22 protein-coding genes are annotated in these 24,752 nt (G+C 61.6%); 19 read left to right on the top strand and 3 right to left on the bottom strand.

What is annotated here, in order from left to right; all coding sequences use genetic code 11:
• Window positions 1-231 precede the first annotated feature (231 nt).
• The gene (locus tag ACA062_RS02080; RefSeq protein ID WP_497455012.1) at window positions 232-2,034 is read left to right on the top strand and encodes an acyl-CoA dehydrogenase; all 1,803 of its coding nucleotides are present in this window, start codon (window positions 232-234) and stop codon (window positions 2,032-2,034) included.
• 164 nt (window positions 2,035-2,198) lie between these two features.
• Here ACA062_RS02080 and ACA062_RS02075 read toward each other — a convergent pair whose 3' ends face one another.
• Window positions 2,199-2,501 (bottom strand): cell division protein ZapA, encoded by a 303-nt coding sequence (locus ACA062_RS02075; protein ID WP_128872897.1) that lies wholly within the window; start codon window positions 2,499-2,501, stop codon window positions 2,199-2,201.
• A complete protein-coding gene (locus tag ACA062_RS02070; protein WP_497455011.1) occupies window positions 2,498-2,728 on the bottom strand; it encodes a hypothetical protein in 231 nt (76 codons plus the stop codon). The genes ACA062_RS02075 and ACA062_RS02070 overlap by 4 nt, the downstream gene beginning before the upstream one ends.
• A gap of 314 nt (window positions 2,729-3,042) precedes the next feature.
• Between ACA062_RS02070 and ACA062_RS02065 the strand changes: the two genes are divergently transcribed.
• From ACA062_RS02065 to trxC, 4 genes are all read left to right on the top strand, one after another.
• Complete coding sequence (locus ACA062_RS02065; protein ID WP_497455010.1) at window positions 3,043-4,785, top strand: potassium/proton antiporter; 1,743 nt, start codon at window positions 3,043-3,045, stop codon at window positions 4,783-4,785.
• Window positions 4,786-4,819: 34 nt separating this feature from the next.
• Window positions 4,820-8,170, top strand: coding sequence for a mechanosensitive channel MscK (gene mscK / locus ACA062_RS02060; protein ID WP_497455009.1), 3,351 nt, complete (start codon window positions 4,820-4,822; stop codon window positions 8,168-8,170).
• A gap of 48 nt (window positions 8,171-8,218) precedes the next feature.
• On the top strand, window positions 8,219-9,682 hold the full coding sequence (gene selO / locus ACA062_RS02055) for a protein adenylyltransferase SelO (protein ID WP_497455008.1): 1,464 nt from the start codon (window positions 8,219-8,221) through the stop codon (window positions 9,680-9,682).
• Between the two features lie 98 nt (window positions 9,683-9,780).
• Window positions 9,781-10,218, top strand: coding sequence for a thioredoxin TrxC (gene trxC / locus ACA062_RS02050; RefSeq protein ID WP_497455007.1), 438 nt, complete (start codon window positions 9,781-9,783; stop codon window positions 10,216-10,218).
• A 96-nt stretch (window positions 10,219-10,314) separates the two neighbouring features.
• On the opposite strand, the gene ACA062_RS02045 is transcribed toward trxC, so the two are convergent.
• Entirely contained in the window at window positions 10,315-11,085 is a 771-nt protein-coding gene (locus ACA062_RS02045) for a ParA family protein (RefSeq protein ID WP_497455006.1), read from the bottom strand.
• Window positions 11,086-11,432: 347 nt separating this feature from the next.
• Between ACA062_RS02045 and ACA062_RS02040 the strand changes: the two genes are divergently transcribed.
• The 14 genes from ACA062_RS02040 to ACA062_RS01975 are packed head-to-tail and all read left to right on the top strand — an operon-like array spanning window position 11,433 to window position 24,734.
• Window positions 11,433-12,158: a beta-ketoacyl synthase chain length factor gene (locus ACA062_RS02040; RefSeq protein WP_497455005.1), complete on the top strand. Its 726-nt coding sequence runs from the start codon at window positions 11,433-11,435 to the stop codon at window positions 12,156-12,158.
• Window positions 12,134-12,946, top strand: coding sequence for a lysophospholipid acyltransferase family protein (locus ACA062_RS02035; protein WP_497455004.1), 813 nt, complete (start codon window positions 12,134-12,136; stop codon window positions 12,944-12,946). Before ACA062_RS02040 ends, ACA062_RS02035 begins: the two co-directional genes overlap by 25 nt.
• Complete coding sequence (locus ACA062_RS02030) at window positions 12,924-13,199, top strand: phosphopantetheine-binding protein (protein WP_497455003.1); 276 nt, start codon at window positions 12,924-12,926, stop codon at window positions 13,197-13,199. Before ACA062_RS02035 ends, ACA062_RS02030 begins: the two co-directional genes overlap by 23 nt.
• Window positions 13,200-13,208: 9 nt before the next feature.
• Window positions 13,209-13,463, top strand: coding sequence for an acyl carrier protein (locus ACA062_RS02025; RefSeq protein ID WP_128872907.1), 255 nt, complete (start codon window positions 13,209-13,211; stop codon window positions 13,461-13,463).
• The gene (locus tag ACA062_RS02020) at window positions 13,460-14,005 is read left to right on the top strand and encodes a COG4648 family protein (protein WP_497455002.1); all 546 of its coding nucleotides are present in this window, start codon (window positions 13,460-13,462) and stop codon (window positions 14,003-14,005) included. Before ACA062_RS02025 ends, ACA062_RS02020 begins: the two co-directional genes overlap by 4 nt.
• Window positions 14,002-15,684 carry an ApeI family dehydratase gene (locus ACA062_RS02015; protein WP_497455001.1) on the top strand — a complete coding sequence of 561 codons (1,683 nt, stop codon included), beginning with the start codon at window positions 14,002-14,004 and terminating at the stop codon, window positions 15,682-15,684. The genes ACA062_RS02020 and ACA062_RS02015 overlap by 4 nt, the downstream gene beginning before the upstream one ends.
• A complete protein-coding gene (locus ACA062_RS02010) occupies window positions 15,677-16,411 on the top strand; it encodes a glycosyltransferase family 2 protein (RefSeq protein ID WP_497455000.1) in 735 nt (244 codons plus the stop codon). The genes ACA062_RS02015 and ACA062_RS02010 overlap by 8 nt, the downstream gene beginning before the upstream one ends.
• Entirely contained in the window at window positions 16,408-17,349 is a 942-nt protein-coding gene (locus tag ACA062_RS02005; protein ID WP_497454999.1) for a lysophospholipid acyltransferase family protein, read from the top strand. The genes ACA062_RS02010 and ACA062_RS02005 overlap by 4 nt, the downstream gene beginning before the upstream one ends.
• Complete coding sequence (locus ACA062_RS02000) at window positions 17,330-18,874, top strand: HAL/PAL/TAL family ammonia-lyase (protein ID WP_497454998.1); 1,545 nt, start codon at window positions 17,330-17,332, stop codon at window positions 18,872-18,874. The genes ACA062_RS02005 and ACA062_RS02000 overlap by 20 nt, the downstream gene beginning before the upstream one ends.
• Window positions 18,867-19,292 carry an acyl-CoA thioesterase gene (locus ACA062_RS01995; protein ID WP_497454997.1) on the top strand — a complete coding sequence of 142 codons (426 nt, stop codon included), beginning with the start codon at window positions 18,867-18,869 and terminating at the stop codon, window positions 19,290-19,292. The genes ACA062_RS02000 and ACA062_RS01995 overlap by 8 nt, the downstream gene beginning before the upstream one ends.
• On the top strand, window positions 19,289-20,008 hold the full coding sequence (locus ACA062_RS01990; RefSeq protein ID WP_497454996.1) for an outer membrane lipoprotein carrier protein LolA: 720 nt from the start codon (window positions 19,289-19,291) through the stop codon (window positions 20,006-20,008). Before ACA062_RS01995 ends, ACA062_RS01990 begins: the two co-directional genes overlap by 4 nt.
• The gene (locus ACA062_RS01985; protein ID WP_497454995.1) at window positions 19,992-22,343 is read left to right on the top strand and encodes an MMPL family transporter; all 2,352 of its coding nucleotides are present in this window, start codon (window positions 19,992-19,994) and stop codon (window positions 22,341-22,343) included. Before ACA062_RS01990 ends, ACA062_RS01985 begins: the two co-directional genes overlap by 17 nt.
• Window positions 22,340-23,500 (top strand): cation:proton antiporter, encoded by a 1,161-nt coding sequence (locus ACA062_RS01980; protein WP_497454994.1) that lies wholly within the window; start codon window positions 22,340-22,342, stop codon window positions 23,498-23,500. Before ACA062_RS01985 ends, ACA062_RS01980 begins: the two co-directional genes overlap by 4 nt.
• The gene (locus tag ACA062_RS01975; protein WP_497454993.1) at window positions 23,487-24,734 is read left to right on the top strand and encodes an NAD(P)/FAD-dependent oxidoreductase; all 1,248 of its coding nucleotides are present in this window, start codon (window positions 23,487-23,489) and stop codon (window positions 24,732-24,734) included. The genes ACA062_RS01980 and ACA062_RS01975 overlap by 14 nt, the downstream gene beginning before the upstream one ends.
• The last annotated feature ends 18 nt before the right edge of the window (window positions 24,735-24,752 follow it).

Raw genomic sequence — 24,752 nt, 5'->3', positions numbered from 1 at the left:
CAGCCCGGTTCGCAAAACCCCCTGTGGGAGCGAGCTTGCTCGCGATGACGGCAGCACATCCAACATAGATGTGACTGACACACCGCCATCGCGAGCAAGCTCGCTCCCACAGTTGTTTTGTGGCGTCTGCTAAGTCGTCGCCCTGCTCCACCATCACGCTCATCAATCATCCTGTTCACCCCGCCCTCCCCACGCCTAGACTCGGCCCATTCCAAAAAAAGGTAGGCCGCCATGTCCGAGACGTTGCTCAGTTCCCGCAATCTGGCTTTCGAGCTGTATGAAGTCCTCGATGCCGAGGGCCTGACCCAGCGTGTGCGTTTCGCCGAGCACAATCGCGAGACGTTCGACGCCGCCATCGGCACTGCCCGCCACATCGCCGAAAAGTTCTTTGCCCCGCATAACCGCAAGGGTGACGAGAACGAGCCGCGCTACGAAGACGGTCAGGCGATTCTGATTCCGGAGGTGAAACCGGCGGTGGATGCTTTTCTCGAAGCCGGCTTCCTCAATGCGGCGCGCAGTTTCGATGCGGGCGGCATGCAGCTCCCTACCCTGTTGTCCCAGGCCTGTTTCGCGCACTTTCAATCGGCGAACGCGGCATCGACCTCATACCCATTCCTGACCATGGGCGCAGCCAACCTGATTGAAAGTTTCGGCACCGATGAGCAGAAGCAGCGCTTCTTGCAGCCGATGATCGACGGCCGCTTCTTCGGCACCATGGCCCTGACCGAACCCCATGCCGGCTCGTCGTTGTCGGATATTCGTACACGTGCCGAGCCGGCGTCCGACGGCACCTATCGACTCAAGGGCAACAAGATCTTCATCTCCGGTGGCGATCACCCGCTGTCGGAAAACATCGTGCACATGGTCCTGGCCAAGTTGCCGGATGCACCGGCCGGCGTGAAGGGAATCTCTCTGTTTATCGTACCCAAGTTTTTGGTCAACGATGACGGCAGCCTGGGCAAACGCAACGACGTGCTGCTGGCCGGGCTGTTCCACAAGATGGGCTGGCGCGGCACGACCTCCACCGCGCTGAACTTCGGCGACAACGGCGAGTGCGTCGGCTACCTGGTGGGCAAGCCGCACCACGGTCTGAGCTACATGTTCCAGATGATGAACGAGGCGCGGATCGGCGTCGGCATGGGCGCGGTAATGCTGGGTTATGCCGGTTATCTGTACTCGCTGGAATACGCCCGCGAGCGTCCGCAAGGTCGCGTTCCGGACAGCAAAGACCCGAACACCTCACCGGTGGCGATCATTCAGCACGCCGACGTCAAACGCATGCTGCTGACCCAGAAAGCTTACGTAGAAGGCTCGTTCGATCTCGGGTTGTATGCGGCGCGGCTGTTCGATGACACAACGACCCTTGAGACTGAAACCGAGCGCAAACAGGCTCACGAACTGCTGGATTTGCTAACCCCTATCGTCAAATCCTGGCCGTCGGAGTTTTGTCTGAAGGCCAACGAACTGGCGATCCAGATTCTTGGCGGTCACGGTTACACCCGTGAATATCCGGTGGAGCAGTATTACCGCGACAACCGCCTGAATCCGATCCATGAGGGCACTCACGGCATTCAGTCGCTGGACTTGCTGGGGCGCAAACTGGCGCAGAACGGTGGTGCGGGGCTCAAGCAATTGATCCGCCTGATCGCCGACACGGCCGAACGCGCCCAGGCATACCCATCGTTAACTGCACTGCGTGAGCCATTGGAGCAACTGGTGGCACGCCTGCAAACCGTGACCATCGGCCTGCTGACGGATCTCGGCCAGGGCAAGGTCAACAGCAGCCTGGCGAACTCGGCGCTGTACCTGAAAGTGTTCGGGCACACGGTGATTGGCTGGCGCTGGCTGGAACAGGCGATTCGCGCCGAGGAAGGACTGGCCAAAGGCAATGCGGCAGATGTGAACTTCTATAAAGGCAAGCTGCAAGCGGCGCGGTATTTCCTGACGTGGGAAGTGCCGGGTTGCCACCATGAGCTGGCGATTCTCGAGGCGCGGGATGATGTGTGTCTGGCGATGCAGGATGAGTGGTTTTAGCCAGAGCCTTGCGGTGCAGCTGAAATCCATTCGCGGGCAAGCCCGCTCCCACAGGGTTTGCGGTGAACACAGGATTGTGGTTCACGCCAACCCTGTGGGAGCGGGCTTGCCCGCGATGGCGTCAGTCCAGACACCGCCTGATTCAACTCAGTGCGCAAAACCGATCAGGCCTGATTGATCGTCTTGGAGATCACTTCAACCGTGGCGCTGACTTGCTCTTGGTAACGGTCGAGTTCCTGCTGGTGCTGTTTCTTCATTTCAATCTGCTGGGAGCACAGATTCATTGCGGCCAGTACCAACAAGCGGTCACCGATCAGTGTCGGGTATTTCTTTTTAGTGTCGGCCAGAGCGGCCTTCAACATCAGCGCGGCGTCCAGCAGGGTTTGCTCTTCCCCGGCCGGCGCCCTGATCGAATAGTCCTCCCCCAGGATCGAGACGACTTTTACCCCTGCGGCGCCGTGATTCATGCGCTGACAGGGCCGGCGCTGACGCGCTCAACCAAAGCCTGGATGCGGGCCGTGGTGGCGCCTTGTTTCTCTTCCTGTTCCATCAGGGTCAACTGCAGGCTTTCGTTTTCGTCCTTGGACTGGGCCAGTTCTGCGCTCAGGGACTGGTTGGTGGCAAGCAGGGTCTGGTTCTGTTGCACCAGATCGCTGACCAGCTGTTCCAATTGGCTTAGGGATGATTCCAACATTTTGATTTTCCAGGCATTTTCAAAGGGCGCGTACGATAAAGAAAAGTCACCACGGATGCCAGGGTTATCCGGGCGCAAGGCCTTGATTTTGCTGGCGGACGACCTTTCTTGCGAATTGTAGAGACTCTGATTGGCCAATCTGGTTCCTGCACTTCGTCGCCGAGACAGTTGTACGATAAAAACGCCGGAACGCCTAGAGCCTCTCCTGCCGCAAAAGCTTTTTGACAGCATCACATTTCAACAGGTTAGAATCGCTGGCACGCAGACTGCATGGTCAGTTTGTGCCCGCCTTTCAGCTTTCTGGAGTACTGCCTTTGAATGCGTCCACCATCAACAGCCTGTTCTTGATCGGCGCGTTGCTGGTAGGTGCGAGCATTCTGGTGAGTTCACTTTCATCGCGCCTCGGCATCCCGATTCTGGTGATTATCCTGGCGGTGGGCATGGCGGCCGGCGTCGATGGCGGCGGCATCATCTTTGATAACTATCCAACGGCGTATCTGGTGGGCAACCTCGCGTTGGCTGTGATCCTGCTCGATGGCGGTTTGCGCACTCGGGTATCCAGTTTCCGGGTGGCGTTATGGCCCGCGCTGTCCCTGGCCACGGTCGGGGTGTTGATTACCACGGGGCTGACCGGCATGGCCGCCGCCTGGCTGTTCGATCTGAACCTGATTCAGGGCCTGCTGATCGGCGCCATCGTCGGCTCCACCGATGCTGCAGCGGTGTTCTCCCTGCTGGGAGGCAAAGGCCTGAACGAACGGGTGACCGCCAGCCTCGAGATCGAGTCCGGCAGCAACGACCCGATGGCCGTGTTCCTGACCGTGACCCTGATCGACATGCTCGCCAGCGGCGAGACCGGGCTGCACTGGAGCCTGCTCGGGCATCTGGTGCGCGAGTTCGGTATCGGGGGCGTGATCGGGTTGGGCGGCGGCTGGGTCATGCTGCAACTGGTCAATCGCATCAATCTGGCCAACGGTCTCTACCCGATCCTGGTGATTGCCGGCGGCCTGGTGGTCTTCGCCCTGACCAACGCCCTGCACGGCAGCGGCTTCCTCGCGGTGTACCTGTGCGGCCTGGTGATCGGCAACCGCCCGGTGCGCAGCCGCCATGGCATCCTGCATATGCTCGACGGCATGGCCTGGCTGGCCCAGATCGGAATGTTCCTGGTGCTGGGCCTTTTGGTGACGCCCCACGACTTGTTGCCGATCGCCTTGCCCGCCCTGGGCCTGGCGCTGTGGATGATTCTGTTTGCCCGGCCGTTGTCGGTCGTGGTCGGTCTGTTGCCGTTCAAGGCGTTCCATGGCCGCGAAAAAGCGTTCATCTCCTGGGTAGGTTTGCGTGGCGCGGTCCCGATCATTCTGGCGGTGTTCCCGCTGATGGCGGGCCTGCCGAACGCCCAGCTTTACTTCAACCTCGCCTTCTTTATCGTGCTGGTGTCGCTGCTGGTGCAAGGCACCAGCCTGCCCTGGGTGGCGAAACTTTTGAAAGTGACCGTCCCGCCTGAGCCCTTGCCGATTTCCCGATCAGCCCTGGAAGTCCACGTCACCAGCGAGTGGGAACTGTTCGTTTATCGCCTCGGTGCCGAAAAATGGTGCATCGGCTCGCCCCTTCGCGAACTGAAAATGCCCGAAGGTACGCGGATCGCGGCACTGTTTCGGGGGCAGCAACTGCTCCATCCGTCGGGTAGTACAGTGCTCGAAGTCGATGATTTGCTCTGTGTCATCGGTCATGAGCACAATCTTCCGGCCCTCGGAAAACTCTTCAGTCAGGCGCCGCAACGGGGCCTCGATCTGCGCTTTTTTGGCGACTTCGTACTTGAAGGAGACGCCCAGCTGGCTGCGGTTGCGGCCCTGTACGGGTTGAAAGTCGAAGGCATCGATCCGGACATGACCCTGGCCAGTTTCATTGCCCATAAAGTGGGGGGTGCGCCAGTCGTCGGTGACCAGGTGGAGTGGAACAACACCATCTGGACCGTCGCGGTCATGGAAGGGAACAAGATCGGCAAAGTGGGCGTCAGATTCCCCGAAGGAAGTCGCCCGGGTCCCGGACTCTTCCTCTAAACTCCATTCTTCGCCTTGTTTTCGATCGGTCTCTATGTCAACCCTGCGCACTTTTTTCGTCATGGCCCTGCTGGGCTTGAGCCTTTCTGTCGGTACGTTGCAAGCGGCCGAGCCGCCGTCCAGCGAAGCCGTGCAGGCCAACCTGGACAAGATCGCCGAGCGCAAACTGCCGGAGGCCGATCAAAAAGCCCTGCAGAGCATTCTGCAAAGCACGCTGACACAGCTCACCAACAAGCGTGATTACGAACAGAAGCTGGTTGAGCTCAAGCAACAACTGGCCACCGCGCCAAAGCAGAACATCGAGAATCAGCGTGAACTGACTCGCCTCAAGGCCACCAGCGTGGTGCCGGTGGCGCAGCGCTATGCCAAAGAGTCGATTCAGCAGCTAGAGCAGTTGCTGACCGAGCGCTCGACCCAGCAAAGCGATCTGCAAAAAGCCCTGGCCGACGCCAACAGCCTGGTCATTACCGCCCAAACCCGCCCCGAGCGCGCCCAGGCGGAAATTTCTGCCAGCCAGACACGCATCCAGCAGATCAACAACATCCTCAAGGCCGGCAAAGACAACGGCAAGACCCTGAGCGGCGAACAGCGCGACCAGCTCAATGCCGAACTTGCGGCGCTCAATTCCCTGATTCCCCTGCGTCGCCAGGAACTGGCCGGCAACAGTCAGCTGCAGGATCTGGGCAACAGCCAGCATGATTTGCTCTCGGAGAAATCCGACCGTCTGGAACGCGAAATCCAGGAACTGCAAAACCTGATCAGCCAGAAACGCCTGGCCCAGTCCCAGGAGACGGTGACCCAGCAGTCCATCGAAGCGCAGAAATCCGGGGGCAGCGTGCTGCTGGCCACCGAAAGTGCGGCCAACCTGAAACTCTCGGACTACCTGCTCAAAAGCACCGACCGCCTCAACGAAGTCACCCAACAGAACCTGCAGACCAAACAGCAGCTGGACAACGTGACCCAGAGCGATTCGGCCCTGGAGGAGCAAATCAACGTGCTCAAGGGCAGCCTGCTGCTCTCCAAGATTCTCTATAAGCAGAAACAGGGCCTGCCGCACCTCAAGGTCGACCGCGACCTGGCCGACCAGATCGCCGACATTCGCCTGTATCAGTTCGAAGTCAGCCAGCAGCGGGAACTGCTGAGCAACCCGGCAACGTACGTCGATAACCTGCTGGCGGCCCAGCCGCCCGAGCAAGTGACGCCGCAGCTGCGCAAGAGCCTGATGGAACTGGCCCTCACTCGCGCCGACCTGCTGGAGCGGCTGAACCGCGAACTGAGCGCGGTGCTCAACGAATCCATCACCCTGCAGCTCAATCAGAAGCAACTGCTCAGCACCGCGCAAAGTCTCAGGGCTACGCTGGACGAGCAGATGTTCTGGATTCCCAGCAACAAGCCGTTGGACTTTGAGTGGATGCACGGCGTGCCGGAACGCCTGCAGCGCCAGGTCACCACCCTGCCGTGGGCCTCGAGCCTGAGCGAACTGACCGACGGCCTGACCCAGCGGCCGCTGCTGTTCCTGCCGCTGGCGCTGCTGATCGGAGCGTTGCTGTGGCGGCGTACGAGCCTGTACGCCCGTCTGAACAAGGTTCACCAGGACATCGGCCACTTCAAGCGCGACAGCCAGTGGCACACCCCTCAAGCGATCCTGATCAATATTCTGCTGGCGATGCCGGTCGCCCTGGGCCTGGCCTTGTGCGGCCTGGCCTTGCAGATCGACGCGCGCGGGCAGAACGCCAACATGGGCGCGGCGCTGCTGCAGATGGCCCAGGCCTGGCTGGTGTTCTACACCGCCTACCGGATCCTCGCACCCGGCGGCGTGGCCGAATTGCATTTCCGCTGGGAAAAGCCCCAGGTCGAATTCCTCCAGGGCTGGATTCGCCGACTCGGGCTGGTGGTGATGGCCCTGGTCGCGGTGGTGGCCGTCGCCGAACTGCAACCGGCGGCGCTGGCTGACGACGTGCTTGGCATGCCGGTGGTACTGACTTGCTACGCCCTGATGACCTGGTTGCTCAGCCGCCTGCTGATCAGCAGCCCGACCCACGAAAACGCCTCGCTGTTCCGCAAGGCCGTGGCCATCCTGTTCACCGCCCTGCCGATCGCATTGTTCGTGGCGGTGTGCTTCGGCTACTACTACACCGCACTGAAACTCAGCGACCGATTGATCAATACCCTTTACCTGCTGATGTTCTGGCTGGTGATCGAAGCCACCTTCGTCCGCGGTCTCAGCGTTGCAGCCCGACGCCTGGCTTATCAGCGCGCTCTGGCCAAACGCCAGGCCGCCAAAGAGGCAGGTGACGGCGAAGCAGTGATCGAAGAGCCGACCCTGGACATCGAGAAGGTCAACGAGCAGTCCCTGCGCCTGATCCGTCTGGCGCTGCTCGGCGGGTTCATGGCGGCACTGTACTGGGTCTGGTCCGACCTGATCTCGGTGTTCTCGTACCTGGACAACATCACCCTGTACGAATACACCAGCGGCACCGGCGCCAACATGAGCATGGTGCCGATCAGCATCGGCGACATGCTCGGCGCACTGATCATTATCGGCATCACCTTTGCGCTTGCACGCAACCTGCCGGGTTTGCTGGAAGTGTTTGTGCTGTCGAAGCTGAACCTGGCTCAGGGCAGTGCCTATGCAACAACGACATTGTTGTCGTACGTGATCGCCGGTGTCGGTTTCGTCTCGACCTTGTCCACCCTCGGCGTGAGCTGGGACAAGTTGCAATGGCTGGTGGCAGCACTCTCGGTGGGCCTGGGTTTCGGCATGCAGGAGATCTTCGCCAACTTCATCTCCGGGATCATGATCCTGTTCGAACGCCCGGTGCGAATCGGCGACACCATCACCATCGGCAACCTGTCGGGCACGGTGAGCAAGATTCGGATCCGGGCGACGACCATCACCGACTTCGACCGCAAGGACATCATCGTCCCGAACAAGACGTTCATCACCGGGCAATTGATCAACTGGTCCCTGACCGACACCATCACTCGAGTAACCCTCAAGCTCGGCGTCGATTACGGTTCGGACCTGGATCTGGTCAAGGAATTGCTGCTCAAGGCCGCGCGGGAAAACCCGCGGGTCCTCAAAGAACCTGAACCCCATGTGTACTTCCTGAACTTCGGCGAAAGCACCCTCGACCACGAGCTGCGCATGCATGTGCGCGACCTCGGTGACCGCAACCCGGTGCTCGACGAGGTCAACCGCTTCATCAACCGCGAATTCAAGAAGCAGCACATCAACATTTCGTTCCGGCAGATGGAGGTTTACCTCAAGAACATCCAGGGTCAGGAATACAGGATGGTGCCGGTCGATCCGGAAGCCAAGACCATTGTGCCCAAGGTAGAAGATCAAGTGCCTCAAGCGCCGCCGGCCGCCAAGCTCGACTAACCGGCCTATCCCTAGCAGAATGCTCGGACATTCTGCTGGAGAAGGCCCTTGAAAGCCCTCGACGAACTGACCTTCGATAACCGCTTCGCCCGCCTGGGCGATACGTTTTCCGCCCATGTGCTGCCCGAGCCCATCAACAATCCGCGCCTGGTGGTGGCCAGCCCCGCCGCCATGGCCCTGCTCGACCTCGACCCGGCCGAGGCCGAAACCCCGGAGTTCGCCGAGCTGTTCAGCGGCCACAAGCTCTGGGCCGACGCGGTTCCGAGGGCAATGGTCTATTCCGGTCATCAGTTCGGTTCCTACAACCCCCAGTTGGGCGACGGTCGCGGCTTGTTGCTGGGTGAGGTGTACAACGAGGCCGGCGAGCATTGGGACCTGCACCTCAAGGGTGCTGGCCAGACACCCTTTTCGCGCATGGGCGACGGACGCGCGGTGCTGCGCTCATCGATCCGCGAATTTCTCGCCTCCGAAGCACTGCATGCCCTGAACATTGCGACCACCCGCGCGCTGTGCGTGATCGGCTCCGACACCCCGGTCTGGCGCGAGAAGCAGGAACGCGCGGCCATGGTCCTGCGCCTGGCACCGAGCCATGTGCGTTTCGGGCATTTCGAGTATTTCTATTACACCAAACGCCCGGAGAAGCAGAAAGAACTCGGCGACTACGTGCTGGCCATGCACTTCCCGCAATGCCTGGAACAACCCGAACCGTACCTGGCGATGTTCCGCGAAATCGTCGAGCGCAATGCCGAACTGATCGCCAAGTGGCAAGCCTATGGCTTCTGCCACGGAGTGATGAACACCGACAACATGTCAATCCTGGGCATCACCTTCGACTATGGCCCATTCGCCTTCCTCGACGACTTCGACGCCCACTTCATCTGCAACCACTCCGATGACCAGGGGCGTTATTCCTTCAGCAACCAGGTGCCGATCGGCCAGTGGAACCTCAGCGCCCTGGCCCAGGCCCTGACGCCATTCATCAGCGTCGAGGCCCTGCGCGAAACCCTCGGCCTGTACCTGCCGCTGTACCAGGCCCACTACCTGGACCTGATGCGCCGTCGTCTCGGCTTCACCACCGCCGAGGAAGATGACCAGAAATTGCTGGAGCACCTGCTGCAACTGATGCAAAACAGCGGCGTCGATTACAGCCTGTTCTTCCGCCGCCTGGGGGATGAGTCTCCTGAGCAGGCGCTCACCCGTTTGCGCGATGACTTCGTCGACATCAAGGGCTTTGATGCCTGGGGCGAGCTCTATGTCGCTCGGGTTGCCCGTGACGGGGAGATTGATCAGGAGCAACGCCGCAAACGGATGCACGCGGTCAATCCAATCTACATTCTGCGCAACTACCTGGCGCAGAAAGCCATCGATGCGGCGGAAAGTGGCGACTATTCAGAAGTTCGTCGCCTGCATGCGGTGCTGAGCAATCCATTCGAGGAACAGCCTGGAATGGAGCGCTACGCCGAGCGACCACCGGAGTGGGGCAAGCATCTGGAGATCAGTTGTTCGTCGTGAGGGCTGACAAGGCCCCTGCGAACATATATCTGTCTTGATAACCGAGACTTTCGCCTCCAGATCCATCGCATTCACTGCCAATTTTCGAAGAGACGACCATGTCTGACCCACTCCTTATCCCCTGCCCTCACTGCAACGGCCTCAACCGTATCCCCGCGGAACGCCTCAATGACCATCCCAAATGTGGTCGTTGCAAGGCCGAAGTCCTGCTCGACAAACCGTTTGAATTGAAACAAAGCGATTACGCCAGTCAGATCAAGGGTGACCTGCCATTTCTGGTGGATGTGTGGGCGGATTGGTGCGGACCGTGCAAGTCGTTTGCGCCGGTGTTCGAGCAAGCCGCCAGTCAATTGGCAGGCAAGTGTCGGTTGGCGAAACTGGACAGCGAGGCGAATCAGCAGTTGTCGGCGCAGTTGGGGATTCGCTCGATTCCGAGTCTGATTCTATTCAAGAACGGCCGGGAAGTGGCGCGCCAGAGCGGGGCCTTCCCGTTGCCGCAGTTGATGGGCTGGTTGCGCAGCCAGGGGGTATCGTAGCGGCCCCAAAAGATCGCAGCCTGCGGCAGCTCCTACATTGACCGGGGTGAACACACATCCCTGTAGGAGCTGCCGCAGGCTGCGATCTTTTGATCTTCAGGTTCTTTCCAGCAAGTTGTGCAGATCGACAAACTGCTGGGTCAGCTTGTGCCGCGGATCGAGATGAATCAGCGGCGTGTTGGCCTGATGCGACTCACGCATGCGCACCGAGCTACCCAGGTACACCGGCAGCACCGGCAATCCTTCAGCGATCAGTTCGTCGAGAATTTGCTGGGGCAGGCTGGCACGGGCCTGGAACTGGTTGACGACGATGCCTTCGACCTCCAGGCCTTCATTGTGGTCATCCTTCAATTCTTCGATCTCCGCCAGCAGGCCATATAACGCCTGACGCGAGAAACTGTCGCAATCGAAGGGGATCAGCACGCGGTCAGCGGCGATCAATGCCGAAACCGCATAAAAATTCAGTGCCGGCGGCGTATCGAGATAGATGCGGTCGTATTCGCCGTCCAACTCCTCGAGCAATTTACGCAGCTTGTTGATCTTGTGCTTGGCCTCAAGCTTGGGCTGCAAGTCAGCCAACTCGGCCGTGGCGGTGATGACATGCAGGTTGTCGAACGGGGTTTCGTAGATATCGACCTGGCTTTTTTTCGAGAACGGCCCGGAAGACAGCGTCTGCTTGAAGAAATCGGCAATGCCCATCGGGATGTCATTGCCGGTGAGCCCTGTCAGGTACTGAGTGGAGTTGGCCTGGGCATCGAGATCCACCAATAAGGTGCGATAACCCTCGCTGGCGCTGACCGCCGCCAGATTGCAGGCAATGCTCGATTTGCCTACGCCACCTTTCTGATTGAACACCACGCGCCGCATGTCAAAACCTCCGTGTATCAAAGAATGACCGAGTGTAGTAGTCCAAGGCGCTGCTTAGCTACCTCGCCGGAAAGGGACTACACAGTCAGGGGCGATCTCTTGATGAAAAAGCTGCAAAGTCATCCATTGATCGCAAAATGAGCCGACAGACATGGCAGGCGCACTATGGATAATGGTCATACGAAGGCTCGAGCGTAGTCACCGCTACTGTTGAGCAAAATGTAACCAGCATTTGCTACGGGCTCGCCGCACCGCGATAATGCGCGCCACTGGCGCAAAGCGCTACGTAGCGTCTATCGCTGCTTTTGCGATTCACCGCGTCAAGGAAGCCCGCAGGGGCGGGATGAATGTCTGTGATTAACTTCAACATCGCCCAATGGCGCGCGTGGGCCCCCGGGCTCGAAAGCGTGGACGATTGGCAAGCCTGGTGCCGACAGCCGGTCGTGCTCCAGGGCAGCGATGCCGCCCCCGACGTCTCTTTTTTACCGGCCATGCAGCGCCGGCGACTCAGCCGCCTGGCGCGGATGGCATTCAGTGTTGGCTGGCCATTGGCCGAGGGGCGTCCGGACTTACCGTTGGTCTTTATTTCCCGCCACGGCGAAACCCCGCGAACCTTTGAAATCCTCAGCGAGCTGGCCGCCGAGCAACCGCTGTCCCCTACCCAGTTCAGCCTGTCGGTGCACAACGCGGTCATCGGCCTGTGGTCGATCATGCGGGGCGAAACCAGTGAGATGACGGCCCTCGCGGCCGCCGGCGACGGCCTGGAACACGGCATGCTAGAGGCCGCGGCATTGCTCGCCGAAGGTGCGACGGCAGTCCTGCTGGTGGTCACCGAAGAGCAGCCACCCGAAGCCTATTCCACCTGGATCGACGATGTGCCGTTCCCTTATGCGGTCGGCCTGCTGATGACCCCGGGCAATGACTGGCAGCTGTCCCTGAACAGCAACCCGGATGAGTTGTCCAAAGCTCGCTGGCCCCATGCCCTGGATCTCTTGCGTACCCTGCTCGGCCAGCAGACTACCTGCCAACATGCCTGGAAAAATCGTGTATGGACCTGGCAACGCAACCCGTAACAGATAAAAACCGCGACGCCTATTACTGGCGCCTGCTGGCTACCGCCGCAAGCTTCACCCTGTTCGGGTTGGGCGGGGTGTGCCTGCGCCTGGTGATTTTCCCGCTGCTGAGCTGCCTGCCGGGCGATGCCCAGACGCATCGGTTGCGGGCGCGGCAAACCGTCAGTCGCTGTTTCTGGTTTTTCGTCCGGTTCATGGCCCGCACCGGCGTGCTGACCTACGACATTCAGGGGGCTGAAAAGCTCGGTCGACCGGGACAGATGATCATCGCCAATCACCCGTCGCTGATCGATGTCGTGTTCCTGATCGGCCTGGTGCGCCATGCCAACTGCGTGGTCAAGCAAAGCCTCTGGGAGAACCCCTTTACCCGCGATCCGCTACGCCGCACTGAATACATCAGCAACGATGGCAGTATGGACATGCTCGATGCCGCTGCCGATGCCCTGAAAAGTGGCCAGACCCTGATCATCTTTCCCGAAGGCACGCGCACCCGGCCAGGCCACGCGCCGGCCTTTCATCGGGGTGCCGCGGCGATCGCGCTGCGCGGTGCGAAAATCCTCACCCCGGTGATCATCAAGGTCAGCCCCACCACATTGACCAAGGCCGAGCCCTGGTATCGGATCCCCAAACGTCGCGTGCACTTCAGTTTCCGTGTCGGGGCCGATATAGACCCACAAGCCTTCGCTGCGCTGGGCCCTGCTCCTCAGGCGTCACGCAAGCTCAACGATTATCTGCATCATTACTTTATCAAGGAGCTCGCCGAAGATGAGCGAACTACACACTCTTAGTCTCAAGCAGGAAATCAAAGAACTGATCATCGACGCCCTGGGCCTTGAGGACATCAGCGCCGACGACATCGGCGATGACCAGACGCTATTTGGCGAAGGCCTGGGCCTGGATTCGGTCGACGCCCTGGAACTCGGCCTGGCCATCCAGAAAAAATACGGCATCAAGATCGACGCCGACGCCAAGGACACGCGCAATCACTTCAGCAACGTGGCGAGCCTTGCGGCGTTCGTCACTGCAAAACAGGCAGCTTGAGACCGGACCATGCAAACTCGTGACGACATTTTCAACACCCTGCGCGATGCCATGGTCGAACTCTTCGAGTTGGACCCCGAGCGTGTGAGCCTCGAATCCAACCTGTATCAGGACCTGGAAATCGACAGCATCGACGCCGTCGACCTGATCGATCACATCAAACGCCAGACTGGCAAGAAAATCGCCGCCGAAGAATTCAAATCGGTGCGTACCGTCAGCGACGTGGTCGAGGCGGTCTACCGTCTGGTTCATCCGGCCGCATGAGTCGATTGATCGGCCTTGGCCTGCTGCTGGCGGGCCTGCTGTACCCCTTTGCGGTGTATTTCGGCATGGAGCATTTTGCCCCGTGGCAGTTCGGTCTGCTGCTGGGCGGCCTGTGGCTGGCCCGAGCCGTGTTCAGTGCGCGCAAGCCAGGCAGTCTGTGGATAGCGATCGGCGCGATCGCTTTTTGCCTGCTGCTGGCGCTGTCGGACAGCCCGCTGTTGCTGCGCTGGTACCCGGTACTGATCAGCGCGTTCATGCTCGGGCTATTTGGGTTGAGCCTGAAATACGGCCCGCCGATGGTCGAACGGCTGGCGCGCATGCGTGAACCGCAACTGCCGGCCAAGGCGATTGTCTATACCCGTCAGGTGACGATCGCCTGGAGTGTGTTCTTCCTCTGTAACGGTGTGCTGGCCGCCGCCCTGACCCTGTGGGCGCCGCTGAGTTGGTGGATGTTGTACACCGGTCTGATTTCCTACGGATTGATGGGCCTGCTGTTTGCAATTGAATGGCTCATTCGACAACGGGTACGAGGCCACCCATGAATTGGACAAAACTTGAGCACCTGTTGCTCAAGGCTCAGCCGGAACGTGCCGTGACGGCAGGGCCGGCGCTGAGTCACGCGCAACTGTGCGAGCAGGCATTGAGCCTGGCCGCCGGCCTGCAGGCCCAGGGCGTGCAGCGCATTGCCGTGCACCTCGAAGACGCCGCCGAGCTGGCGATTACCCTGCTCGGCGCCTGGCGTGCCGGGGTCAGCGTGCTGCTGCCTGCCGACGTGCAAGCCCAGACTCGCCAGCGCTGGTCGATGGAAGTCGATCTATGGCTGACCGATCAGGCCGATGACGCGCACCTGAGTGATTATCGGCATTCGCCACTGAGCGTCGCCACGCTGGATGTGGATCGCTGCCAGCTGAGCTTGTGCACGTCCGGCTCCAGCGGTGAACCCAAGCGCATCGACAAAAGCCTGCGCCAGCTGGCCAATGAAGTCGAAGCGCTGGAGCGTCTGTGGGGCGCCGACCTGGGTGAGGCCTGCCTCATCGGCAGCGTTGCCACCCAGCATATCTACGGCCTGCTGTTCCGGGTGTTGTGGCCGTTGTGCGCCGGACGCCCGTTCGTGCGCAGGCAACTGGCGTTTCCGGAAGATTTGCAGCGCGCCAGCCGTGAACACCCGGCGTTCGCCTGGGTCGCCAGCCCGGCGCTGCTCAAGCGCATGGGCGACAATCTCGACTGGCCGGCCTTGAGTGCGGTTCGACGGGTGTTTTCCTCCGGCGGTGCGTTACCGGCCGAGGCTGCTCAACGCTTGCACGACCGCCTGAACCAATGGCCGACGGAAATCTTTGGCAGCTCGGAAACCGGCGGCATTGCCTGGCGGCAGGGACAGGATCTCTGGCAGCCCTTTGCCGGTATCGAGTTGAGCCAGGACAGCGACGGTGCGCTGCTTGTTGCCTCGCCTTACTTGCCGCCCAGTCATATCGAACACACCGCGGATGCCGCACGAATCGCAGCCGATGGCCGCTTCGAATTGCTCGGGCGACTGGACCGGATCGTCAAGCTGGAAGAGAAACGCATCTCGCTGCCGATGCTGGAAAAGGCGTTGACGGACCACGAGTGGGTTGCCGAAGCGCGCCTTGGCGTGGTTCAGGAAAATCGTGCGTCATTGGGCGTGCTGGCGGTGCTGAGCGAACAGGGCTTGCATGCCTTGCGCAATCAGGGCCGCCGCACCCTCACGCAAGCATTGCGTCAGCATCTGAGCCTGCATTGCGAAGCCCTCGCCCTGCCACGCCGTTGGCGCCTGCTGCGGCAACTGCCGCTGAACGCCCAAGGCAAGCTGCCTCAGGCCGACGTTGAAGCCCTGCTGCTGGCGCCGCGGCCAAAGGTGCCAGAGGTGCTGGAACAGCTCGAAGTCGATGGCGAGTGGAGCCTGCAACTGGCGGTGCCACCGGACCTCGCCTACTTCAGTGGCCATTTCCCCCAGGCCCCGGTATTGCCCGGCGTGGTGCAGGTGGAGTGGGCGCTTATGCTGGGTCAGCGATTGATGGGCCTGCCGGCAAAATTCGCCGGCATGGAAGTGCTGAAATTCCAGCAATTGGTGCGCCCGGGGGATGAAGTCCAACTGCACCTGCGCTTTGACCCGGCACGCGGCAAGTTGTATTTCGCCTATCGCAATGAGACCGCTACCTGTTCCAGTGGGCGGATATTGCTGGAGGCCTCAGCGGATGCATAACCCCTGCGCCGTCATCCCGGTCTACAACCACGAAACCGCCATCACCACAGTGGTCGATGCCGTGCTCGCCAGCGGCTTGCCGTGCCTGCTGGTGGACGACGCCAGCGATCAATCCTGCGCAAAAGTGCTCGATCGACTGGCCCGGCGCGACAAGGTGTTCCTGATCCGCCTGGCCTCCAACCAGGGCAAGGGCGCCGCCGTCATGACCGGCTTTCGCGAAGCTTCGCGCCTGGGTTTCAGTCATGCCTTGCAGGTCGATGCCGACGGCCAGCACGACCTGCAGGACGTCGCGACCTTCATCGAACAATCGCGCCTGCATCCCGAGGCGGTGATCTGCGGTTATCCGAAGTACGATGCCAGCGTGCCCAAAGGTCGCTTGTACGCCCGCTACCTGACTCACGTCATGGTCTGGATCAACACCTTGTCGCTGCAGATCCGCGATTCCATGTGCGGCTTTCGTCTCTATCCGTTGGCGCCGACTCTGGCACTGATCGACACCGCAAAAATTGGCAAGCGCATGGACTTCGACTCGGACATCCTGGTGCGCCTGGCCTGGCGCAACCAGCCGATGCAGTGGCTGCAAACCCGGGTTCACTACCCGCTGGACGGCGTCTCGCATTTCCGCATGTTCCGCGACAACGTGCTGATAACGAGCATGCACACCCGCCTGTTCTTCGGCATGCTATGGCAGGCCCCGGTGATCCTCTGGCGGCGGTGGCGAGCATGAGCGCAGATCGGCAACACTGGGCCGACCGCCAGGAACGCGGCAGTTTCTGGCTGATGAAGCTCACTGCATTCGGCGCCAAGGTGCTTGGCCGCCGACTGTTGAGCCCGCTGTTGTACGGCATCGTCCTGTACTTTTTTCTGTTCGGTCGCAGCGCCCGCCACAGTGCCTGGCACTACCAGCAACGGCTCGCCGACTGGAGCGGTCGCACCGAATTGCGCCCGACCCATTGGCGAGTGTTCGGCCAGTTCATGGCGTTCGCCGACTCCATGCTCGACAAGCTCGATGTGTGGAATGGCAAGCTGAGCATCGAGCAGATAGAAATCATCGACCCGGCGCTGCTGCGCAATCAATTGCGCGGCACACGCGGGCAGATGCTGGTGGGTGCGCATCTGGGTAACCTCGAGGTCTGCCGCGCATTGGCGGAGATCGGTGAGAAGGTCACCATGAACGTACTGGTGCACACCAAGCACGCCGAGCAATTCAATCGCCTGCTGGGTGAAGCGGGCGCGACCAACCTGCGGCTGATCCAGGTCAGTGAACTCGACCCGGTCATCATGTTGCAACTGCATGAGCGCCTGGAGCGCGGCGAGTGGCTGGCGATCGCCGGCGACCGCGTGCCGCTGCACGGCGGGCGGAGCGTGACCGTGGATTTTCTCGGCCATCAAGCCGCGTTTCCTCAAGGCCCATGGTTGCTGGCCGGTTTGCTCAAATGCCCGATCAATCTGCTGATGTGCCTGAAGAAGCCGACGGGCCAATATCGGGTGACCCTCGAGCCGTTCACCGAGGCCGTGGTGTGGAAGCGCAGCGACCGCGAGCAGGTCATTCATCAGTGGGCGACCCGCTACGCCGAACGCCTGGGTCACTATTGCCTGCAAGCGCCCCAACAATGGTTCAACTTTTACCCTTTCTGGAAGACCGATGACGACGTCAACGCTTGAGCCGGTAACCTTCGGCGAACTCCCTCTGCGCATCGAAGACGTGCTGGCCCTGGCCAACCGTCAGGTGCCGACGCAGTTGCAAAGCGACCCCGCATACCGCGAGCGTATCGCCAAGGGTGCGCGATTCCTCGACTCCCTGCTGGACAAGGAAGGGGTGATCTACGGCGTGACCACCGGTTACGGCGATTCCTGCGTGGTTGCGGTGCCGCTGCATCACGTCGAGGCCCTGCCCCGTCATCTGTACACCTTCCACGGCTGCGGCCTGGGCAAGCTGCTTGACGCCCAGGCTACGCGCGCGGTGCTCGCAGCGCGGCTGCAGTCGCTATGCCAAGGCGTCTCCGGGGTTCGCGTAGAACTGTTGGAACGCCTGCACGCCTTCCTCGAACACGACATCCTGCCGCTGATCCCGGAAGAAGGCTCGGTGGGCGCCAGCGGTGATCTGACGCCGCTGTCCTATGTGGCCGCGACCCTGTCCGGCGAGCGCGAAGTGCTGTTTCGCGGTGAACGCCGACAAGCTGCCGACGTGCACCGCGAACTCGGTTGGCAACCGCTGGTACTGCGCCCGAAAGAGGCCCTGGCGCTGATGAACGGCACCGCGGTCATGACCGGCCTGGCGTGCCTGGCCTTTGCCCGCGCCGATTACCTGCTACAACTGGCGACCCGCATCACCGCGCTGAACGTGGTCGCACTGCAAGGCAACCCGGAACATTTCGACGAGCGCCTGTTCGCCACCAAACCGCACCCGGGGCAGATGCAAGTCGCCGCCTGGCTGCGCAAGGATCTGGCGATCGACGCGCCGACCGCGCCGTTGCATCGCCTGCAAGACCGTTATTCCCTGCGTTGCGCGCCCCACGTCCTCGGCGTATTGGCCGACAGCCTGAACTGGTTGCGCTCGTTCATCGAGATCGAGCTCAACAGCGCCAACGACAACCCGATCATCGACGCCGAAGCCGAACGCGTGCTGCACGGCGGGCACTTCTATGGCGGCCACATCGCGTTCGCCATGGACAGCCTGAAAAACCTGGTGGCCAACGTCGCCGACCTGCTCGACCGTCAACTCGCCCTGCTGGTGGACGAGCGTTACAACCACGGCTTGCCGAGCAACCTGTCCGGCGCCACAGCCGACCGGGCGATGCTCAACCACGGTTTCAAGGCGGTGCAGATCGGCACCAGCGCCTGGACGGCCGAAGCGCTGAAAAACACCATGCCGGCCAGCGTCTTCTCGCGCTCCACCGAATGCCACAACCAGGACAAGGTCAGCATGGGCACCATTGCCGCCCGGGACGCGATCCGCGTGCTGGAGCTGACCGAACAGGTCGCCGCCGCCACGCTGCTGGCGGCCAACCAGGGCGTCTGGCTGCGCGGCATGGCTGAAGAGGCGCGCCCCTTGCCACCCGCCCTGGCCGCCATGCACGAGGAACTGGCCAAGGACTTTGCGCCGGTCATCGAAGACCGTGCCCTGGAGGGCGAATTGCGCCTGTGCCTGAAGCGTATCGCCGAACAACACTGGAGGCTGCATGCGTAGCAAGGGCGTGCTTCATGCCGATACGGAAATCCTGGTGCCGTTCTTTGACGTCGACACCATGAACGTCGTCTGGCACGGCCATTACGTCAAATACCTGGAAGTCGCCCGCTGTGCGTTGCTGGACAAGATCGGCCACAACTACGACGCCATGGTTGCGTCGGGTTACGCCTGGCCGGTGATCGACTTGCAGTTGCGCTATGTGCGCGGTGCCGTGTTCGGTCAGAAGCTGAATGTGCGGGCCAATCTGGTGGAGTGGGAGAACCGTCTGAAGATCAGCTACCTGATCAGCGATCTGCACACCGGTGAACGCCTGACCCGTGCCAGTTCCGTGCAGGTTGCCGTCGACATGGGCAGTCGTGAAATGCTGTTGGCTTCGCCCAAGGTCTTCACCGACGCCGTAGAGAGGGCCCTGCCATGATTTACTGCCACCCCCGCCCCCCTGTGGGAGCGGGCTTGTCGGATCGCCGCACCGCAGCGATGGTCGTTAACGATGACGCTGGGCACCTGACACTTCGCGGCGCTCTCAGGTTTTTCGCGAGCAAGCTCGCTCCTACAGTGTTTTGCGTGTTACTGGGTACTCCGGGGTTGGCCAACGCCTTCGACCTGCAACAGCTCAGCGATCAACTGGCCAGGCCCGAGGTGGTCCACGGCAACTTCATCCAGGAAAAACACTTGCGCGCCCTGCCGCAGCCGCTGACCAGCAAGGGCACCTTTGTCCTGGCGAAAAATCACGGCCTGCTCTGGCTGCTGAAAACCCCGCTGCAACAGGATTACCGCATCAGTGCCAAGGGCATTGCCCGGCGCGACGCCAACGGTTGGCAAATGCTCCCGGGCAAGAGTGCCGGCGCCGAGCAGAACCGCTTGTTCCTCGCCGTACTGCAAGGCGACAGCAGCGGACTGCAACGGGACTTCGAGCTATCCCTGAGCGGCGACGCACAGAACTGGACCCTGACCCTGGTGCCGCGCTCGATGCTGCTCAAGCAGGTGTTCAATCAGATCAATATCACCGGCGGTGAACTGGTGCACAGCATCCAGCTGTTGGAAACCCAGGGTGACAGCACGCTGTTGCGCATGCAGGAAAGCACCGGCACCCAACCGTTGAGCGAAGCGGAGCAACATGACTTTGCCGAGTGAACGCAGGCTGCCGTGGCTGTTTCTGCTCCTGCTGCTGACGGTGCTCGCGCTCGCCGGTTGGCAATGGCGTGACGGCGCACCGCTGTCGGCCAATCTGATGGAACTGGTGCCGGGCACGGCGCCGGATGCGCTGGAACTGCGCGCCGAACAACGCATGCAAGAACCGCTGAACCGCGAAATGCTGGTGCTGGTCGGCCACAAGGATCGCCCGCAAGCCATCGCCATGGCGCAGACACTGGGTGAGCAGTGGCAGGCCAGCGGCTTGTTCGAAAAGGTCCAGTGGAACCTGCAAGCGGATTTGCCGGCGTTGCGCACGCAATTGCTGCAAGGCCGCCTGGCGATGCTCTCGGCGACGGATCGGCAACAGCTGATCGAGCACCCCGACGCGTTTATCCAGCAACGGGTCCAAGCACTGTTCGACCCCTTCACCGGTTTCAGCCTGGTGCCGAGCGAGGATGACTGGCTGGGCCTGACCGGACGCATCCAGAACAGCCAGCCGCAACACGGTTCAGTGCAACTGGACCTCGGCAGCGGTGCGCTGGTCGCCGATGCCGACGCCGACGCCGACGGCAAAAGCTGGGTGCTGCTGCGGGCGCGGACCACCGGCAACGCCTTCGACATGAACCTGCCGCTGCAAGTGGCCGATCTGCTCCAGCAGGGCCGGGAACAAGCCGCACAGGCCGACGTGCAATTGCTGGCCGCCAGTGGCTTGCTCTACGCCGCCAGCGGGCAACGGCAAGCCACCCGGGAAATGACCTGGGTCGGCGGCGGCGCCACGGCGGGCATTCTGTTGCTGCTGTTGCTGGCCTTCCGGCGCTGGCGGGTGTTGCTGGCGTTTGTGCCGGTCCTGGTGGGCATGCTGTTCGGTGCCGTGGCCTGCGTGGCGATGTTCGGGCACATGCACGTGATGACCCTGGTGCTCGGCTCCAGCCTGATCGGCGTCGCTGTCGATTACCCGCTGCATTACCTGTCCAAGAGCTGGAGCCTGAAACCCTGGCACAGCTGGCCGGCATTGCGCCTGACCCTGCCGGGCCTGACGCTGAGCCTGATCACCAGCTGCATCGGCTACCTGGCCCTGGCCTGGACGCCATTCCCGGCACTGACCCAGATTGCCGTGTTCTCTGCCGCCGGGCTGCTCGGTGCCTACCTGTGCGCGGTGTGCCTGTTGCCGGCGCTGCTCAAAGGCGTCGAGCTGCGTCCGGCGCAGTGGCCGCTGCGGGTCGCCGAATATTTGCTGGATCGCCGTGAAGCGCTGCTGAACATTGCGCGCACCCCGGTGTTGCTGGCGCTGCTGATTGCCTTTTGTGTGGGCGGACTGTTGCAGCTCGACACCCGCAACGATATTCGCCAGTGGGTCGGCGCACCGCAGCAATTGACTGACGAAGCCCAGACCATCGCGCGCATCACCGGCTATCAACCCACCAGCCAGTTCTTCCTGGTGCGCGCGGCCGATCAACAGCAACTGCTCGAACGCCAGACGGCGTTGAGCGAGCGGCTGGATCAGTTAGTCAATCTGGAAAAGCTCCAGGGTTATCTGTCACTCAATCAACTGGTCAGCCAGCCGAGCGAACAGCGGCGGGTGCGTGAGGCGTTGAACCAGCTGCCGCAATTCTGGCAACCGTTGCTCGACCTCGGCGTGCCGGCCGCCGCGCTGCAAGCTGAACTGGCAAGGTTGCAGGCGCTGCCGATCGAAGACATCGACGCCGCGTTGGTCGGTCCTTTGGCCGAACCTTATCGCGGCCTGTGGCTAGGCCCCATCGATGACGGCGTAGCGGCGCTGGTCAGCCTGCAAGGCCTGAACAACCCTTCCTTGTTGCGGGTCCAGGCCATGGATTTGCCCGGCGTGGAACTGGTGGATCGCCTCGGCGAATTGAACGAGGTCTTCGCCCATACTCAAGTCAGTGCCGCGGAACTGAAACTCGCCTCCTGTGTGTTGATCGTGCTGGTACTGATCCTGCCGTTCGGCCTGGGTGGCGCGCTGCGCATCGTCGCCCTGCCACTGCTGGCGGCGCTGTGCAGCCTGGCCAGTCTCGGCTGGCTCGGGCAACCGTTGACGCTGTTCAGTCTGTTCGGCCTGCTGCTGGTCACGGCCATCAGCGTCGACTACGCGATCCTGATGCGCGAACAGGTCGGCGGCGCCGCCGTGAGCCTGCTGGGCACCCTGCTGGCGGCGCTGACCACCTGGCTGTCGTTCGGGCTTCTGGCGGTGTCCAGTACGCCGGCGGTGAGCAACTTCGGTCTGTCGGTGAGCCTCGGCCTGGCCTTCAGCTTCATCCTCGCACCCTGGGCTGGACGACACGTCCATGTTGGCGCGATTACGGAGCCGGCAGCATGATGGTCGTCCTGTTCTGGTTCATGGCCCTGGCACTGTTCGCCGTGGCCACCCGTGTCGGTCGTCATTTCGGCGTGATCCCGATCGTCAGCCAGTTGCTGCTGGCCACCTTCGGCCTGCCGTTGCTGATGTACTTCTGGATCGAACCCCAGTGGCTACTGAGCGGTGCCGCGCTGGTGGCGCCGGTGTGGCTGAAAAATCTCTACAGCCTGAGCTTTGCCTTGCTCCTGGGGCATATTCTCAGCGACGTGATCGACCTGCGACTCGACCGCCAGAGCCTGAAAATCGCCCTGCCAAGCTTCTGCATTCCGTTCACCTGCGGGCTCGCGACAGCGGTCTGGCTGTTACCGCCGCAACCCTGGATCAGTTCCCTGGCGGTCGGCCTGCTGTTCGCCATCACCGCCATTCCGGTGTTGTATCTGTACCTGCGGCACATCCACTACCCGCCTGCCGCCACCCGGCGCCTGGTACAGACTGCCATCCTGATCGACCTCACCTGCTGGACCCTGTTCGCCATCGCCCAGGGCAGCCTGCACCTGAGCAGCCTGCTGGTGCCGCTGGCTGCAGCCTGCCTGCCGTTACTGCTGCGCCTGCTGCGTCTGCGCCAACCGTTGTTGCACAGCGTCTGCTTCTTTGCGCTATTGGTAGCGGCGGAGCACTTCAAGCTCAATGCACTGATTGTCGGCATTGGCTATCTGTTGTGCATGGCCGTGCTCAAGGTGCCGCTGGTGCTGCCGCTGCCGGTGATCTGGCTGAGTCACGTGCAGACGTATATCGCGATCCCGCTGATCCTCACGTTCGGCATCGTGCAGATCAACGTCCACGCGGCCATGGCCAGCCTCGGCTGGGTGCAACTGACTGCGCTGCTGCTGTTGCCGATCATCAGCAAACTGCTGGGCAACTGGCTGGGCCTCGGTTGGGCCGGCGCCTCGTTTGAAGGCGCCAGCCGCTGGCGGGAAAGTATCCTGCTCAATATCCGTGGTTTGAGTGAGATCGTCTTTCTCAACCTGCTGCTGCAACAACACCTCATCAGCCCGGCGCTGTATTTTGCGCTGATGGTGATGGGCCTGATCGCCACACTGCTGCCGGCGCTTGCCGGCATGCACCGAACCCGCTTGAACATCGCCGTCCCGGCAAGGAGCTCCAGTGCCAACAGTTGAAATGGAACGTCGCCAGGTTGTGGTGATCGGCGCGGGGCCCTCGGGCGCCATCGCCGCCGCGCTGCTCAAGCGCAAAGGCCACGACGTGCTGATGATCGAACGCCAGCATTTCCCGCGGTTTTCCATCGGTGAAAGCCTGCTGTCCCACTGCCTGGATTTCGTCGAGGAAGCCGGCATGCTCGAGGCGGTGAACGCCGCCGGGTTCCAGCTGAAAAACGGTGCGGCATTCGCCTGGGGCGAGCACTACAGCGCCTTCGATTTCGGTGACACCTTCGGCAACGGCAAGCCGACCACCTTTCAGGTCCAGCGCGCCGACTTCGACAAACTGCTGGCCGATCAGGCGGCACTCCAGGGCGTGGAAGTGCGCTACGGCGAAGCGATCGTCAGTGCCGATTTCACCTTGGCCAAACCGCAACTCGATGTGCAGCGCGAAGACGGCAGCCAGTACCGCGTCGAAGCGGATTTCGTGCTCGACGCCAGCGGCTACGGTCGCGTGCTGCCGCGCTTGCTCGACCTTGAGGCGCCGTCGAATTTCCCTGTGCGCCAGGCGGTGTTCACCCATGTCGAAGACCATATCGACAACCCGGCTTTCGAGCGGGAAAAAATCCTCATCACCACCCATCCGACCCATCGCGACATCTGGTTCTGGACCATTCCGTTCAGCAATGGCCGTTGCTCGGTGGGCGTGGTCGCGGCCGCCGAACATTTCGCAGGCCGTACCGAGAATCTCGACGACTGCCTGCGCGGGTTCATCGCGCAAACCCCAAGCCTGTCTGGTGTGCTGAATAACGCCGTGTGGGATACGCCTGCGCGAACCATCGGCGGCTATTCGGCCAACGTCAAAACCCTTCACGGACCCGGTTTTGCGCTGCTGGGCAATGCAGCGGAATTCCTCGACCCGGTGTTTTCCTCCGGCGTGACCATCGCCATGCGCTCGGCAAGCATGGCCGCGGCAGTTCTGCACCGCCAACTGCAAGGCGAAAACGTCGATTGGCAAACCGAGTTCGCTGCACCACTCAAGCGTGGCGTCGACACATTCCGTTGCTATGTCGAAGGCTGGTACGCCGGCACCTTCCAGGATGTGATTTATCATGAGGGCGGCTCACCGGACATCCGCCGCATGATCAGCTCGATCCTCGCCGGTTATGCCTGGGACGAGCGAAATCCGTTCGTCGCCGAACCCAAGCGCCGGCTGCGGATGTTGTCGGAACTCTGTGCAAGGGAGGTCAAATGAGTGACTTGAACGCCTGCT

The organism is Pseudomonas sp. LBUM1679, from assembly GCF_059695565.1.
Note: the sequence above shows the minus strand (reverse complement) of the source record. Positions and strands in the feature narration are given on the sequence as shown.

Bases quoted from the DNA above. Each gene is read 5' to 3' on its own strand.
- ACA062_RS02080 (WP_497455012.1), top strand. From the start codon at position 232: ATGTCCGAGACGTTGCTCAGTTCCCGCAATCTGGCTTTCGAGCTGTAT.
- ACA062_RS02075 (WP_128872897.1), bottom strand. From the start codon at position 2,501: ATGAATCACGGCGCCGCAGGGGTAAAAGTCGTCTCGATCCTGGGGGAG.
- ACA062_RS02070 (WP_497455011.1), bottom strand. From the start codon at position 2,728: ATGTTGGAATCATCCCTAAGCCAATTGGAACAGCTGGTCAGCGATCTG.
- mscK (WP_497455009.1), top strand. From the start codon at position 4,820: ATGTCAACCCTGCGCACTTTTTTCGTCATGGCCCTGCTGGGCTTGAGC.
- trxC (WP_497455007.1), top strand. From the start codon at position 9,781: ATGTCTGACCCACTCCTTATCCCCTGCCCTCACTGCAACGGCCTCAAC.
- ACA062_RS02045 (WP_497455006.1), bottom strand. From the start codon at position 11,085: ATGCGGCGCGTGGTGTTCAATCAGAAAGGTGGCGTAGGCAAATCGAGC.
- ACA062_RS02040 (WP_497455005.1), top strand. From the start codon at position 11,433: ATGTCTGTGATTAACTTCAACATCGCCCAATGGCGCGCGTGGGCCCCC.
- ACA062_RS02035 (WP_497455004.1), top strand. From the start codon at position 12,134: ATGGACCTGGCAACGCAACCCGTAACAGATAAAAACCGCGACGCCTAT.
- ACA062_RS02030 (WP_497455003.1), top strand. From the start codon at position 12,924: ATGAGCGAACTACACACTCTTAGTCTCAAGCAGGAAATCAAAGAACTG.
- ACA062_RS02025 (WP_128872907.1), top strand. From the start codon at position 13,209: ATGCAAACTCGTGACGACATTTTCAACACCCTGCGCGATGCCATGGTC.
- ACA062_RS02020 (WP_497455002.1), top strand. From the start codon at position 13,460: ATGAGTCGATTGATCGGCCTTGGCCTGCTGCTGGCGGGCCTGCTGTAC.
- ACA062_RS02015 (WP_497455001.1), top strand. From the start codon at position 14,002: ATGAATTGGACAAAACTTGAGCACCTGTTGCTCAAGGCTCAGCCGGAA.
- ACA062_RS02010 (WP_497455000.1), top strand. From the start codon at position 15,677: ATGCATAACCCCTGCGCCGTCATCCCGGTCTACAACCACGAAACCGCC.
- ACA062_RS02005 (WP_497454999.1), top strand. From the start codon at position 16,408: ATGAGCGCAGATCGGCAACACTGGGCCGACCGCCAGGAACGCGGCAGT.
- ACA062_RS02000 (WP_497454998.1), top strand. From the start codon at position 17,330: ATGACGACGTCAACGCTTGAGCCGGTAACCTTCGGCGAACTCCCTCTG.
- ACA062_RS01995 (WP_497454997.1), top strand. From the start codon at position 18,867: ATGCGTAGCAAGGGCGTGCTTCATGCCGATACGGAAATCCTGGTGCCG.
- ACA062_RS01990 (WP_497454996.1), top strand. From the start codon at position 19,289: ATGATTTACTGCCACCCCCGCCCCCCTGTGGGAGCGGGCTTGTCGGAT.
- ACA062_RS01985 (WP_497454995.1), top strand. From the start codon at position 19,992: ATGACTTTGCCGAGTGAACGCAGGCTGCCGTGGCTGTTTCTGCTCCTG.
- ACA062_RS01980 (WP_497454994.1), top strand. From the start codon at position 22,340: ATGATGGTCGTCCTGTTCTGGTTCATGGCCCTGGCACTGTTCGCCGTG.